Raw genomic sequence first — 13,640 nt, 5'->3', positions numbered from 1 at the left:
CCCGCAACCGGAGAGCCGAGGAACCCGCCGTGCCCGGAGCCGACCCCCACGACGCCGTCGTCCGCGACGTGGTCGCGTACTACCACCAGCCGGTCAAGGCGCCGCTGCTGCGCGAGGCCCTGCTGCCGCTCGCCGCGTCGTGCGCGGCGCAAGGCCTGGCCGCCCATGTCGAACGGCACTGGCTGCACGGTCCCCACCTGCGGCTCCGTCTCCACGGCCCGGCGGAACGGGTCGAGCCGGCCGCCGAGGACGCCGCCCGCGTGCTGCGCGACTGGATCGGTGCGCACCCCTCCGTCGGCGACCTCACCGAGGCCGAGTTGCTCGACCGGGCCGCCGAGGCCGGGCGCGCGGAGCTCATCGCCCCGCCCTACGGCCCGATCGTGGCGGACAACACGGTACGGATCGAACCGGCCGACCTCTCCTCGCCGCTCGGCCTTCTCGGCGCCGACGGCATGGCCCTGCGCGACGACCTGCTGCGCGCGGGTCTGAGCGCGCTGGGGGCGGGTGCCGGGTTCCTCGGCGCGCACGACGACAGCGCCCAGGCGCGGATGCAGCTCGCCGTGGCCTCGCTCGCCGCGCACGCCTCCGCCCACCCCGGAGGACTCGCGGGCGGCCACTACTCGTACGTCTCGCATCTCGAGGACTTCCTGGTCCACGACGACCCGGACGGGCGGCTGCGCGAGGGCTTCGCACGCCGGTGGGACAGCGCGGGCGAGGCGGTGACCGGCCTCGTCGGCCGGATCGCCGACGGCGGTTCGCACGGTTGGGAACGGGAGTGGGCCGAGTGGTCGGCCGGCGCCTGGCGGCTCGCGCAGAGCCGCTACGACGCCGGGGCCGATCTGCACGGCCTCCCGCTCGAGTACCGCGAGCGGGCGGCCGCCACCGGGGACGCGGACGCGATGGAACGCTGGAACCAGGACATCCGCACCCGGTACAGCGAGTTCCACCGGCTCCTGCGCCGCTCCGACCCGCGGGGCACGATGTGGAACCGCCCCGACTACCTGGTGTACCGCGCGTGCACCAACGCCCTGTACCGGCTCTTCGCGATCTGCGACATCCGGCCACTGGAACGCTATCTCGCCGCCTCCCTGGTCGTCCGCACGGTCCCGCCCCTGACCGGCTGCGACTGGCGGGCCCAGGTGGGCGCGGTCATCGACGCGGTGGAGGGAAGATCATGACGCCGGACGCCCCCGAGCCCGGGTCCGTGCCCGAGTCCGTGCCCCAGCCCGGGCCGGTGACCGCCTGGCGGCTGCGCCCCGGATTCGCCGTGACGCTCCTGCGCAACGGGCTTCACCTGCGAGGCAGGCGCGGCAGCGTCACCCTGGAGGGCAGCACCGCGCTGCCCTCCCTGTGGCGGCTGCTCGAAGAGCCGCTGCGCACGGGCGAGTCCACCGAGCTGCTGCGGCAGGCGGAGGCCGGATCCTCCGTGCGGAAGGCACTGGACACGCTGATCGCACAGCTGCGCGCGCACGACCTGATCGTGGAGGCACCCGCCGATCCCACCCCGGACTGGGTGGCGGCGACGGCCGAGCGGCCCGTCGAGGCGGCGTCGGCGATCGCGGCGGCGTGGGTCCAGGTCCTGGCCGGCGCCCCCGGCGGCCCGCTGGCCGAGGCGGCGGGACGGGCGCTGTCACAGGGCGGCGCCTCCGTCTCGTACGCCGCCGGGAGGGCCTTGCCCGCCGGCGCGGTCCTCCTGTGCGCCGGGGAGGACGAGCGGTGGGCGGTCGCCGCCGGAGTGTGCGGCGACGCCGGATACGTCACGGCCCCGGGCAGCCCGGAGCAGGTCCGGGCCGACGCGGCGGCGCTGGCCGCGCGGCTGTCATCCGGCGCGCAGTCATCGTCCTCAGGCGTCTTCGCCTCGCTGCTCGCCGGGTCCGCGGCCCACCGGCTGCTGTGCGCGGTCGGCGGGCTGCCGGACCCCGCGAGCGAGGGGGACGACCAGCGGCTGCTGCCCGGGCTGCCCGCCGTGCTGGTGGCGGGCGTACGACCGCTGCGGGCCGACTACCGCACGTGGCTCGGGCCCGACCGGCTCGACGCGGACCGCCGGGTGACCCTCGATCCCGCTCGCACCCTGACCGAGGCGCTGGGGCGGGTGTCGGCGCTGGGCGACGAGCGGACCGGGGTGCTCCCCGCGCCGCTGCCGGGAGACCTGCGGCAGTTGCCCGTACCGCTCGCCGCCTGCGACCTGCCGGACGGCACCGTGCTCGCCGGTGCGCCGCGCCTGGACCTGGCACGGCTCGACGCGTTCTGCCGGGCGGCCGAGGTCCGGCTGGGCGGGGCGTGCCGGGCGGTGGGGGCGACCCCGTCGCAGGCCTGGGGCCGGGCGCTGCGCCGTGCCGCCGCCCGTACGACCGCGCCCGCCCCGGGCGACACCCCGCTGCCCTCGGCACTCTGGTTCGGCCACCCGCAGGCCCGCCACTGGTGGACGGCCCTGACCGTACGCCAGGGAGTCCGCGCCCGCCTGGAGGTGTTCCGGGTGCGTCCGGACGAGGACGTGTACCACGCCGTCGTCCACAACGCCGGGCAGGACGTCGGGCAGGACTTCGGACAGGTCCTCGGGCGGGCCGTCGAGGCGACCCCCGGGGACGCCGCCGCGTTCGCCGCGCTCTCGGCCGTCGCCGCCCTCAGCGCGGCGGGCGAGGAGCTGACCGTCCGGTATCCCTGCGGGTCGGACGGCTCCGCGGCCGCCCTGGCCACCGTGGACGCGCGCGCGGCCGCCTGGGAGGACAACGGCTGGACCACCGGCTGGCTGGCGGACGTGGCCCGGCGCGAGCCCACGCTGCACACCGCCCTGCACCGGCTGACCGGGCCGACCGGACTGCGCGCCGACGAGACGGCGACGCAGCACCATGAACTCGTCGCACTGCTGCGCGCGTTCGGCTTCACCGTACTGACCGCCGAGGAGGGCGAACGATGACACCGGCCGTACCCCCTCTCCTCGGCTCCCTGCCCGTGCCCGTGCTCGACGCCGAGTCCGCGTCGGCGGCCACGGCGGGCCCGGCCGTCGTCCTGCTGACGCGATGGACGCTGGAGCTCGCCGAGCGGCTGAGCCGCCATGCGCTCGCGCACCCGGTGGATCTGGTTCCGGTGCGCTTCGACGGGGCGCTGGCCGTGGTCGGGCCCGTGCTGCGGGCGGGCGCGGCCGCCTGTCTGTCGTGTGCGGAGTACCAGCGCCTGGCCACGACCGGCGGCCGCGTGCCGTGGCAGAGCCCGGCGCTCGCGCTGGCCGGGGTGCTCTCCCCCGCGCTGGGCGAGGCGATCGGCGCCCTCGCGATGGATCTCCTGGAAGCCGCCCGGACCGAGACGGCCGGATCCGCTCCGGCGGAGACGGCCACGGTGTACGTCGTGCACACCGCACGCGCCACCTGGTCCACCCATCACATCCGCCCGGTCGGCGGCTGTGCGGTGTGCCGGCCCCTGCCGCCGGACTCCGCGGAGGCGGTCGCGGCCCTGCCGTCCGGCCCCCGCCCGTTGCCCGACCCGACGCGGCTGCGCGGCGCCAACGCCCGTACCGGCAACGCGGATCTGCGCGCGGCCCTGCACGACGAGCGGTTCGGCCCGGTGCGCGGGCTGTTCCGGTCGGAGGACTCCGCCTTCTGCCTGACGACGGCGCTCGTGACCGACGGACGGCCGCTGGACGACGGCGGATACGGCCGCGCCGGCGACTTCGCCGACAGCGAGCGGGTGGCGCTCTTCGAGAGCGTCGAACGGTACGCGGGCATGCGCCCCGCCGGCCGGCGCACCGCGCTGCGCGCGTCCTTCGCCGCGCTGGGGCCCGACCGGGCGGTGGACCCGGAGCGGCTCGGCCTGCCCGACCCCGCCTACCACGGCCATCCGGCGTCGCGGTCCGTCCCGTACACCCCCGACCTGGAACTGGACTGGGTGCACGGCTGGTCGCTGACCCGGGGCCGGGCGATCGCCGTGCCCGAGCACGCGGCGTACTGGGACGTGCCGGGCCAGGACCGGCCGCGCGTGGTGTACGAGTCCTCCAACGGCTGCGGGCTCGGCAACAGCCTCGAAGAGGCCGCGCTCTACGGCCTGTTCGAGATCGCGGAACGGGACGCGTTCCTGATGGCGTGGTACGCGGCCACACCGCTCCCCCGCGTCGTACCGCCGCCCGAGGACCTCGACACGGCCCTGCTCGCCGACCGGGCGGCCACGGCCGGCTACCGGCTCGTCCTCCTCGACGCGACGAACGACTTCGGCATCCCGGCGGTCGTGGCCGTCTGCCGCTACGAGGGCTCCCACCCGCGGGCGCCCCGGATGTTCCTGGCGGCCGGGGCCCACCACGACCCGCGCACGGCGATCCGTTCGGCGGTCGCCGAGGTCGTCACCAACGTCCTGGAGTCCGCGCACCGCGCCTTCGCCGACGGCCGCCCGCACGATCCCGAGCGGCTCCGCCCGATGCTGGACCGGCCGGAGCTCGTCCTGACCCTCGATGACCATGTGGGCCTGAGCACCCTTCCCGAGGCGGCCGGCCGGGTGGAGTTCCTGTTCGCCGACACGCCGCGTCGCACGGTCGTCGAGGCGTGGCCCGGGGCGCCGGAGCCCGTGGCCGACCTCGCCGCCCTGCTCGAGGCGACCGTGGGCCGCCTGGCGGACGAGGGGCTCGAGGTGATCGCCGTCGACCAGACCGAGCCGGGTGTACGCGACCGGCTCGGCCTGCATTGCGCGAAGGTCGTCGTTCCCGGGTCGCTGCCGATGACCTTCGGCCACGTCAACCACCGCACCAGGGGCCTGCCCCGGCTGCTCGACGTCCCGTACCGGATGGGCCGCACCGACCGGCCGCTGCGCTACGCGGACCTGGCGATCCACCCGCATCCCTTCCCCTGACGGCTGGCTTCCCCGCCGACCCCATCCGACGAACAAGGGCCGCACGTGACGACGACCGACACCTGGCACAGCTTCCACCTCTTCCTGCACTCCGGCACCGAGGACACCGACGGCTTCCTGACCGAGGACGTGGCTCCGCTCCTCGACGGGCTGGTGGCGTCCGGGGAAGCGGCGCGCTGGTTCTTCATCCGGTACGGGGAGGACGGCCCGCACCTGCGGATACGGGTCGCCGGGCTGGGCGCGGCGGCCGCGGCCGAACTGCCGGAGGCCCTGGCCCGGGCGGCGAAGGAGCGGCCGGCGGTGGCGGGTTCGTGGCCGTCGCACCACGGCGAGGTCCGTGCGGTGGCGTACGTCCCGGAGACCCGCCGCTACGGCGGGCCGCGCGCCCTGCCGACGGCCGAGCGGCTCTTCGCCGTCTCCTCGCGGGTGGCGGTGGAGGCGCTGCGCGACCTCCGCCGGATGCCCGCCGGCGCGGGACGCCTCACGCTCGCCGCGGACCTGGCCCATGCCACGGCGTACGCGCTCGGCATGGACCGGCTCGCGGCGGCGCGGTGGCTGCGGCGGCAGGCGACGGGCCGGCGCTGGGTGACCGAGGTGCCGCTGCTGCCGGGCGCGGCGGTGCACATGCGCGTCAACTCCGTGTACGGCACGCAGCACGCGGCGCTGGACCGGCGGGCGCGGACCCTGCGGGAGGGGCTGGAGGAGGACGCGGGGGCGCCCTGGTTGGTGGAGTGGGTGCGCCGGGTACGGGACGCCGACGAGGTGCTGCGGGGCGAGGCGGACGCGGCGGCGGGGGCGGGGGCGGAGGTGGAGTGGGTCTGGGCGTCGCAGCTCCACATGCTCTTCAACCGGCTCGGCATCACCCCGGACGAGGAACGCGCGGTGTGCCGGCTCGCCGCCCGGACGCTGCTGGACGCGGGCGAGCCGCCGTCGTTCTTCCCCGACGGGCACAGCGCGCCCGACCTGCGGTATCTGGAGCGCAGCAAGTTCCAGATCGGGCGCAACGAGGACACGGCGCTGCGGCCGTTGCCGGCGCCGGCTGCTGCCGCTGCGGCTGCCTCTGCTGGGGAGAGTCCGCCGGAGGTTCCCCTTCCGGCGGACCGCCTGCCGGACGTGTCATTGCACACCGTGCTGGCCGACCGGGCGTCCGTACGCGGTCCGCTCGACGGACCGCTGGACGCCGGCTCGCTCGGCACGCTCCTGTGGAACGCGCTGTCCGAGAGCAGCCGCTCCGAGCAGCGCCTCGCGGACGGCTCGGCCCGGTCCCTGGTCCACCGCCCGTACCCGAGCGCGGGCGCGCTCTACACGGCCCGCGTGCGCCTGCTCGCCCTGGACGTGGCCGGCCTTCCGGCGGGCACCTACGACTGCGTGCCCGAACGCCGGACCCTGCGCCCCGTCGGCCCGGTGCCACCCGTCGCGGAGATCAAGTCGCTCTCGACGTACTTCTCCCGCCCGGCGGAGGACCCCGACTGGATCGGCGTCGACCGGGCGCCGGTCGTGCTGGGCCTGTACATCGACCTGGGCCTGCTGCGGCGGCGCTACGGCCTGCGCGCCCTGCGCCTGGCCCTCCTGGAGACCGGCCACCTGGCCCAGACCCTCCTCCTCACGGCCACGGCCCTGGGCCTGGCCGGAACCCCGCTGGGCGGCTTCCACGACGACCTGGCCCACGAACTCTTCGGCCTGGAGGACCTGGACCAGCCTCTCCAGTACCTCCTGCCGCTCGGGCGCCGCGCGGATAGGGGCTGAGCGAGACGGCGTCACTCGCATCGCCGGAGCGCGGAGGGGCATCACGACGGCCGACGTGTCCGGAGGCTTCCCCGGCTCGTTCTTGTCGCGAGAGCCCCTCACGCCGACGTTCTTCGAAGGAGTCCTGATGCGACGAATGCGACGAGTCCTCGCGACAGCCGCCCTGGCGGCCGCGGCCCTGGGTGCGGGTGCCGGCGGGCAGGGTGCCGCCGCGTACGCGGCGGACCTGCCGACGGTTCTCGACCTCGGCGGACTGCGCGCCGTCGATCCCGGCAGCCTGGGCTCGGCGGTGGACGGAGCCGCCCGGAAGGCGACCGGGCTGACCGGTGAGGCCGGGAGCAGGGCGGTCAAGAAGACCGTACCCGCGGTGGGCCGGACGGGTGGTACGGCGGTGAAGAAGACGACCACCGCCGTCCAGCGGGTCGGCGGCCACGCGGCGGGGTCGGCCCGCGAGGCCGTCGGGGCGACGGCGAAGGCGGCCACCCGGGACGGCCTGCCCGTCGGCGACCTGCCGCCCCGGGGGCTGAGGCCCCCGCACCTGTCCTGACGAGGGCGCGGGAGGCCTACTTCTTCTCGTTCTGCTTCCCGTCCTGCTTCTCGCGGCGTTCCTTCTCCACCCGTCGCCAGGAGTTCCCGAACCACATCGCGAGCACCACCGGTACCGCGCCCACGAGGGCGATCGTCTGCTCGTACCCCCGGTCCGTCCACGGGACGAGCACCAGCACGACCGCGCACAGCGTGCCCCACAGCGCCTGCGCGACGGGCAGCCGCGAGGGCCAGTAGCGCCGCAGCAGCGACCACACGGTGTTCCGCGCGCCCTGCGGAAGCTTGCGGTACGCGAAGAACCAGGCCCCCAGGACCCAGGTGACGCTCATCAGCACCAGGGACCACAACCGCGTGTCGAGCGGCACGGGCAGCTCCCTGGGATCGTCGCCCGTCGGGAAGGCCCGTGATGTCAGGGCGGCGATGGTGAGGCAGACCAGGGCGAACCAGCGGGTGCGGCGCAACAGACCGAGAACGACCAGGTTGAGCCGGTGCTCGATGTAACGGGAGTCCGGATCGGAGCCCAGCGCGGCGCTGTACTCACCGGCCAGTTCCGGCAGCTTCATCTGCTGCGCGTCGCGCAGCAGCTCCGCGAGCTGGGCGCGCGCGTCGGCGTGGTCCGGGTCCAGGCGCAGGGCGTTGCGGAGCGCCTGCTCCCGGACGTCGAGCCGGCCGATCAGCTCCGCGGGGTGGGCGAGGTTGAAGTGCGCCGTGGCGCTCTCGGGGTTGAGCTCGACCACCTTGCGGTGCGCCTCGTAGCAGCCTTGATGGTCGCCGGTGAAGAGCAGGCATCTGGCGAGCACGCTGTGCGCGGACGGCTCCTCGGGGCCGACCCGGACGGCCTCCCGGGCCGCCTCGAGCGCCTCGTCGACGCGCATGAGGAACGGCAGCAGGAAGGCCCGCCGCTCCCACGGGTACCAGCACTCGGGGTCGGCGGCGATGCCTTCGTCCGCCGCCTTCAGGGCGCCCTCGTGGTCGCCGGCGCGGAAGCGGCAGTGGGCGAGGTGCGACCACGCCCAGGCGTCCCCGGGCGCGTCCACCAGGTACCGGGCCAGGAGCTCTCCGGCCTGCTCGTACCGCCCGATGCCCATGAGGGCGTCGGCGCGTTCCTTCAGCTCCGTGCCGGTGCCGGTGCCCGTGCCCGTGTTCGTGCTCACAGCATCTTCCGCTTCTTGAGGTAGACCAGCAGTTCGTCGTACGCCCCGCCCTCGTTGGCGAACTGGGCGACGTTGCGGGCCGAGGCGAACCACGGGCCCGTGGAGGGCCGCACCTGGCCGAGCACGGCCGTGAAGTCGGCCATGCCGATCATCCGGGCCTCGCCGGTCCGTACGGAGTCCATCAGCGCGCGCTCGGCGGCCGACTCGCACAGGTGCTTGAGGTCCGCGCCGGAGAAGCCGTCGGTCCGCTTGGCCAGTTTGGCCAGGTCGATGCCGGCGACCGGGCGGTCCTTGAGGTGGTGGCGCAGGATCGCCTCGCGCGCGGGCTGGTCGGGCGGCAGCACGAGCAGCATCCGGTCCAGGCGGCCGGGGCGGCGCAGGGCGGTGTCCACGTCCCAGGGGTGGTTGGTGGCGGCGAGGACGAAGACGCCGTCGTCGGCCGAACCGCTCACGCCGTCGAGCTCGGTGAGGAGCTGGTTGACGGTCGTGCGCATGCCGGTGTGCCGTATCTGGCTGCGCTTGGCGCCCAGCGCGTCGAGCTCGTCGAGGAACAGCACGCAGGGTGCGTTGCGGCGGGCCGTCTCGAAGAGCTGGCGGAGGTTGCGTTCGGAGTTGCCCATCCACATGTCGAGGACGTCGCTGATGCTGACGGACATGAAGCGGGCGCCGAGTTCGCCCGCCACGGCGCGGGCGATGTACGTCTTGCCACAGCCGGGCGGCCCGTACATCAGCAGCCCGCCGCCCAGGCTCTTGCCGTACAGCCTGCGCAGCTCGGGATTGCGCATGGGGGCGAGGAACGCGGCCTCCAGGCGCTCCTTGACCTCGTGCATGCCGCCGACGTCGGCCAGGGCGAGGGTGCCGCTCTCGACGTCCCAGGGGGAGGACGTGTCGTCGTCGTACGGACCGGTGGGGCGGTCCTGGGCGGGGAGCGGGCTCTGCGGGCCCGAGGGGCCGGCTGGGCTCTGCGGGCTCTGTGTGCTCTGCTCCGTCCGGGCTTCGGTGGTCTCTTCCGTGACCGACCGTACGAAGCGGGGCGGGACGACGGCCGACAGCTCGTCCTCGGCGCGCTGCCAGTCGTACCTGCCGGAGCCGCCGGGGGCGGGGGACGGAGCGGAGGCCGGGGCGGGTGCCGGGGTGGAGTCCTGCGCCGGGTCCTGAGGCGCGGAAGGTTGCGGGAGCGTGGCCGGGGGCGTGACGGCGGGTGCGACGGCGCGCCCCATCAGGGCCTGCGCCTCGGCGTTGCCCGGCTCGCGCTGCAGGGCCGCGGCGAGCTGGGTGATGGCCTCCTGTTGCCGCCCCTGTCCGAGCAGGAGTTCGGCGAAGTGCAGCCGCAGGGGCACGTCGTCGGGGGCGGCGTCGACGGCGGCGCGCAGGCTTTTGAGGAGGGGGGACTCGTCGGGCATGCGCCAAAGAATAGTTCGGCGGCCACGGCCCGCGGCGGGCGGCTTCGGGGCCGGCACTCGCTCCGGGCCGGCATGGTACGAGGCGGGTGGCGACGGCCCGTCTGTAAGTGACGACGCACCAAACGCTTTAGGGTGTGCACCGGAAACCGCACGTCAGCCGATGCAGGGAGATTCCGCGTGGGAGTGTCCGGGATACCCGGAGCATCCGGGAACACGGCCGAAGCCACGCTCGAAGCCGCGGCCTCCGCGCCGCGCAGGACGCTGAACTCCCTCCTGTGGGCCGTGCTGATTCCGGTGGTCTCCACGGCGGCCGGGTTCCTCGCCCAGTACCCCTACGGGCTGTGGGCGGGGGTCGTCATCGCCCTGGGCGCGACCGCGGCCGCGGCGATCGTGGCGGGCGGCATGTGGAACCGGGCGGGCGCCGCGACCCTGGCGTCCTTCGCGACGCTGGCGCTGGCGCTCTTCGGCGGACCCACCTTGTACGAAACCTACGTCAAGACGTTCGGCGAGCGGGTCGACGCCCTGGTCGCCGACACCGGGCAGCGGGTCAACGCCAAGGGGACGAAGCTCGACGTCTGCCGTGTGGTCGACACGACGGGCCGGGCCCAGGACGTGTCCGAGCAGCAGAACTGCCACGGTCAGTTCAAACCGGAACAACATGTGATCCTGTTCAACGACCCGCTCGGCGGCCTCGACCCATGGGTGGAGGCCACCGGTGACCGCACCCTCGACCCCGTCGGCCCGGCCTGCACGGGCGGCCTCTTCGCCCTGACCGGTGGGGCCCTGTTCTACGCCGGGCAGCGGCGGCGGACGGACCGGGACATGGCGCTGCGGCAGCGCCGCGGGTACGGGGCTCCGCACCGCTCGGAGCCGTGACGGCCGGCCCGGCCGACGCCCGGGCCTTCCGATGCGCATGCATCTTTTGCCCCGGTTCGCAACGCGCATTAGCCTTTTAGTGAAAGGCTTTCTCATGCCTTTCACACAGCATGCCGATCTTCACCGGCATCAATTCCCTCACCGGTCACAGCCGCTTCGCGCGGCCGAACCCGGAGGTGCAGTGTGAGTACTCCGACACGCCGGGGCTGCGGCACGATGCCGGTTCACCACCGGCTGATGGCCGAGAACCCCGAATACGCCAGGGCCCGCGTCGAGATCGAGAACATGGCCTTCGCCTACGAGACCGGCGCCGCGACCACCGACCGCGAAGGCCCGACGCGGATACCGGTCGTCGTACACGTGGTCTTCAACACCGCCTCGCAGAACATCAGTGACGCCCAGATCACCAGCCAGATCGACGTACTGAACAAGGACTACCGGGCGCAGAACACGGACATCGGCCAGGTGCCGCCGGTATGGAAACCGCGCGTGGCCGACAGCCGCGTCGAGTTCGAGCTCGCCACGAAGGACCCCGACGGGCAGCCCACCGACGGCATTACACGCACGCAGACCCAGACCAAGAAGTTCAACACCCAGACCGACGACGTGAAATCCGCGTCCACCGGCGGCCACGACGCCTGGCCGGCCGACAAGTACCTCAACATCTGGGTCTGCCCACAGATCTTCGACCCCCAGGACCCGACGAACGAGATCCTCGGCTACGCCCAGTTCCCCGGCGGCCCCGCCGAAACGGACGGAGTGGTCATCGGTCACCGTTTCTTCGGCACGACCGGTACCGCGGCGGCCCCCTTCAACCTCGGGCGCACCGCGACCCACGAGGTGGGCCACTGGCTCAACCTGCGGCACATCTGGGGCGACGACGACGGCGGCTGCAGCGGCAGCGACCTCGTAGCCGACACCCCGAACGCCGGCGGCCCCAACTTCGGCACCCCGACCTTCCCCTCGGTGACATGCATGAACGGGCCGGACGGCGACATGTTCGTCAACTACATGGACTACACGGACGACAAGGGCATGGTCATGTTCACCAGGGGCCAGGTCGACCGCATGGCCGCCACCCTCGACTCCTTCCGCTCGTCGTTCAACGGCAGCGGCCCCTGACCTGCCGAAACGTCGCCATCAAGGAGGGAAGCGCGCCCGTAACCATGTCCCTGCGGAGGCACGAATCGGGGCCCGGCTCGAGAGCCCAGCCGGGCCCCAGGACATGTCGACCGTACTCCGGCACCGTGCGTTCGCCCCCGTACATCACCCGAGGGACCACGGCACTCGGCAGATATGGGGCCCGCTGCCCTCCGGGCACAGCTCGCGGGGCACCGTCTTGCGCAGCGATCGCCACTGTCGCAGGGAACATGCGAGGCCCAGGCGTAGCTCCACCGGGCGGTGTCCCGTCGGTTCCTGGCCCGGGTGCTCGTATGACCACTGTTCCGCCAGGTGGTCGTACAGGTCTTCCACCGACGCGTCCCGCTCCGGGAATCCGCGTTCCTCCCATCGCACCACCCGTGCGCGGTGCGATGCCGCGGCGGACCGTATGACGCTGCGGGCCCATTCCAGGGCGGCCTCGTCGGCGTAGAGACCGAGGACCAGGTGTCGGGTTCTCACGCTGTCACCATCCCTCCGAGGTCTCGCCCACCAAGGGGGGAGACGCTCATCGTAGTCACAAGATCAATTGTATTGATCTTACAGATTCCGGCCGCCGATTCGGTGGGCTGGGCAGAACAGGACCGCCCCCAACATGCTGGCAGTGTCACCTTCATGCCGTACGGATCAGGTCCGCGGGTCACCGCGGGACTTGTTGGCTTTCTACTGACGCAGCAGGCATGGAGGGGCGGAGAATGAGGATGGGCGACGACCGCGAGGTGCTCGTGACCGGCCTGGGGGCGATCACGCCGCTGGGCGCCGGGGTCGAGGCGATGTGGGAGGGGATGCTCGCCGGGGAGTCCGGGGTGGGGCGGCTCGGGGAGGAGTGGCCGGCGGATCTGCCGGTACGTGTGGCGGGGACGGTTCCTGTCGATCCGTTGTCGCTGCTGGGGCGCGTGGAGGCCCGTAAGTGGGACCGGTGCGAGCAGCTGGCCATGATCGGTTCGCGGGAGGCGTGGCAGGACGCGGGACGGCCCGAGGTGGAGCCGGAGCGGCTCGCCGTCGTCATCGGTACGGGGACCGGCGGCATCCTCACCACGCTGGGTCAGGACGACGTCTACGAGCGGTCGGGGGCGCGCCGGCTCTCCCCGTACGCCGTGCCGATGCTGATGCCCAACGGCCCGGCCGCGTGGGTCAGCATGGAACTCGGTGCGCGGGGTGGCGCGAGGACCCCGGTGAGCGCCTGCGCCTCGGGGGCGGAGGCCATCGCCATGGGCCTGGACCTCATCCGGGCCGGACGGGCCGACGTGGTGGTGGCGGGCGGCGTCGAGGCGTCCCTGCATCCGTTCTGTATCGCCGCGTTCGCGCAGATGAAGGCCCTCTCCACGGACGAGGGCGACCCGCGGGCGGTCTCCCGTCCCTTCGACGCCGGGCGCAGCGGCTTCGTCATGGCCGAGGGCGCCGGGGTGGTGGTGCTCGAGCGTGCAGGGTTCGCCCGGGCCCGGTCGGCGCGGGCGTACGGGCGGCTGGCCGGGGCCGCCGTCTCCTCCAGCGCGCACCACATCACGGCCTCGGACGCGGACGGCCAGGTGCACGCCATCCGGACGGCGCTGCGTGACGCCGGCCTCGAGCCCGGTGACATCGACAACGTCCACGCGCACGCCACGTCCACCGAGCCGGGGGACCTCGCCGAGGCCCAGGCGATCGCGCAGGCCGTGGGCGGGCACGCGGCGGTCACGGCGACGAAGTCGATGACGGGCCACATGCTGGGGGCCTCCGGCGCCGTGGCGGCCGTGGCCGCGCTGCTCACCCTGCGGGACGGGATGCTGCCGCCGATCCGCAACCTCGACCGGCCCGGTCCGGGAATCGACCTGGACGTGGTCCGTGGCGGGAGCCGCGCCGGGAACTGGTCGGCCGGGCTGGTCAACTCCTTCGGCTTCGGCGGTCACAACGCCGGCCTGGTCGTCACCCGCGAGGGCTGACG

At 74.0% G+C, this 13,640-nt stretch carries 11 protein-coding genes; 8 read left to right on the top strand and 3 right to left on the bottom strand.

Features of this window, described 5'->3' with window-relative positions; all coding sequences use genetic code 11:
• Nucleotides 1-29: 29 nt before the first annotated feature.
• The 5 genes from J1792_RS16700 to J1792_RS16680 all read left to right on the top strand — a co-directional run bounded on the left by J1792_RS16700 (nt 30) and on the right by J1792_RS16680 (nt 7,126).
• Entirely contained in the window at nt 30-1,178 is a 1,149-nt protein-coding gene (locus J1792_RS16700; RefSeq protein ID WP_207247592.1) for a lantibiotic dehydratase C-terminal domain-containing protein, read from the top strand.
• Nucleotides 1,175-2,917 carry a hypothetical protein gene (locus J1792_RS16695; RefSeq protein WP_086573079.1) on the top strand — a complete coding sequence of 581 codons (1,743 nt, stop codon included), beginning with the start codon at nt 1,175-1,177 and terminating at the stop codon, nt 2,915-2,917. The genes J1792_RS16700 and J1792_RS16695 overlap by 4 nt, the downstream gene beginning before the upstream one ends.
• The gene (locus J1792_RS16690) at nt 2,914-4,833 is read left to right on the top strand and encodes a TOMM precursor leader peptide-binding protein (protein WP_086573081.1); all 1,920 of its coding nucleotides are present in this window, start codon (nt 2,914-2,916) and stop codon (nt 4,831-4,833) included. Before J1792_RS16695 ends, J1792_RS16690 begins: the two co-directional genes overlap by 4 nt.
• A gap of 45 nt (nt 4,834-4,878) precedes the next feature.
• Nucleotides 4,879-6,579, top strand: coding sequence for a thiopeptide-type bacteriocin biosynthesis protein (locus tag J1792_RS16685; protein ID WP_207247591.1), 1,701 nt, complete (start codon nt 4,879-4,881; stop codon nt 6,577-6,579).
• A 127-nt stretch (nt 6,580-6,706) separates the two neighbouring features.
• Complete coding sequence (locus J1792_RS16680) at nt 6,707-7,126, top strand: ATP-binding protein (protein ID WP_207247590.1); 420 nt, start codon at nt 6,707-6,709, stop codon at nt 7,124-7,126.
• 16 nt (nt 7,127-7,142) lie between these two features.
• On the opposite strand, the gene J1792_RS16675 is transcribed toward J1792_RS16680, so the two are convergent.
• Nucleotides 7,143-8,279, bottom strand: a complete 1,137-nt coding sequence (locus J1792_RS16675; RefSeq protein ID WP_086573085.1) for a tetratricopeptide repeat protein — start codon at nt 8,277-8,279, stop codon at nt 7,143-7,145.
• Complete coding sequence (locus tag J1792_RS16670) at nt 8,276-9,682, bottom strand: ATP-binding protein (protein ID WP_207247589.1); 1,407 nt, start codon at nt 9,680-9,682, stop codon at nt 8,276-8,278. The genes J1792_RS16675 and J1792_RS16670 overlap by 4 nt, the downstream gene beginning before the upstream one ends.
• Nucleotides 9,683-9,859: 177 nt before the next feature.
• On the opposite strand from J1792_RS16670, the gene J1792_RS16665 reads away from it, so the two are divergent.
• Together J1792_RS16665 and J1792_RS16660 are read left to right on the top strand one after the other, a co-directional pair.
• Nucleotides 9,860-10,558 carry a hypothetical protein gene (locus J1792_RS16665; protein ID WP_143587918.1) on the top strand — a complete coding sequence of 233 codons (699 nt, stop codon included), beginning with the start codon at nt 9,860-9,862 and terminating at the stop codon, nt 10,556-10,558.
• A gap of 237 nt (nt 10,559-10,795) precedes the next feature.
• Nucleotides 10,796-11,680, top strand: coding sequence for a zinc metalloprotease (locus J1792_RS16660; RefSeq protein ID WP_242645940.1), 885 nt, complete (start codon nt 10,796-10,798; stop codon nt 11,678-11,680).
• A 144-nt stretch (nt 11,681-11,824) separates the two neighbouring features.
• Here the strand turns inward: J1792_RS16660 and J1792_RS35070 are convergent, their stop codons facing one another.
• Entirely contained in the window at nt 11,825-12,178 is a 354-nt protein-coding gene (locus tag J1792_RS35070; protein ID WP_086575343.1) for a hypothetical protein, read from the bottom strand.
• Nucleotides 12,179-12,411: 233 nt separating this feature from the next.
• Between J1792_RS35070 and J1792_RS16650 the strand changes: the two genes are divergently transcribed.
• Nucleotides 12,412-13,638 (top strand): beta-ketoacyl-[acyl-carrier-protein] synthase family protein, encoded by a 1,227-nt coding sequence (locus tag J1792_RS16650; protein ID WP_207247588.1) that lies wholly within the window; start codon nt 12,412-12,414, stop codon nt 13,636-13,638.
• Nucleotides 13,639-13,640 lie beyond the last annotated feature (2 nt).

Source organism: Streptomyces triculaminicus (genome assembly GCF_017349075.1).
Taxonomy (GTDB): domain Bacteria; phylum Actinomycetota; class Actinomycetes; order Streptomycetales; family Streptomycetaceae; genus Streptomyces; species Streptomyces triculaminicus.
This window is presented reverse-complemented; position numbering and strand designations above follow the sequence as displayed.

Coding starts and splice junctions, on each gene's coding strand:
- J1792_RS16695 (WP_086573079.1), top strand. CDS start 1,175: ATGACGCCGGACGCCCCCGAGCCCGGGTCCGTGCCCGAGTCCGTGCCC.
- J1792_RS16690 (WP_086573081.1), top strand. CDS start 2,914: ATGACACCGGCCGTACCCCCTCTCCTCGGCTCCCTGCCCGTGCCCGTG.
- J1792_RS16680 (WP_207247590.1), top strand. CDS start 6,707: ATGCGACGAATGCGACGAGTCCTCGCGACAGCCGCCCTGGCGGCCGCG.
- J1792_RS16650 (WP_207247588.1), top strand. CDS start 12,412: ATGAGGATGGGCGACGACCGCGAGGTGCTCGTGACCGGCCTGGGGGCG.
- J1792_RS16670 (WP_207247589.1), bottom strand. CDS start 9,682: ATGCCCGACGAGTCCCCCCTCCTCAAAAGCCTGCGCGCCGCCGTCGAC.
- J1792_RS16660 (WP_242645940.1), top strand. CDS start 10,796: ATGGCCGAGAACCCCGAATACGCCAGGGCCCGCGTCGAGATCGAGAAC.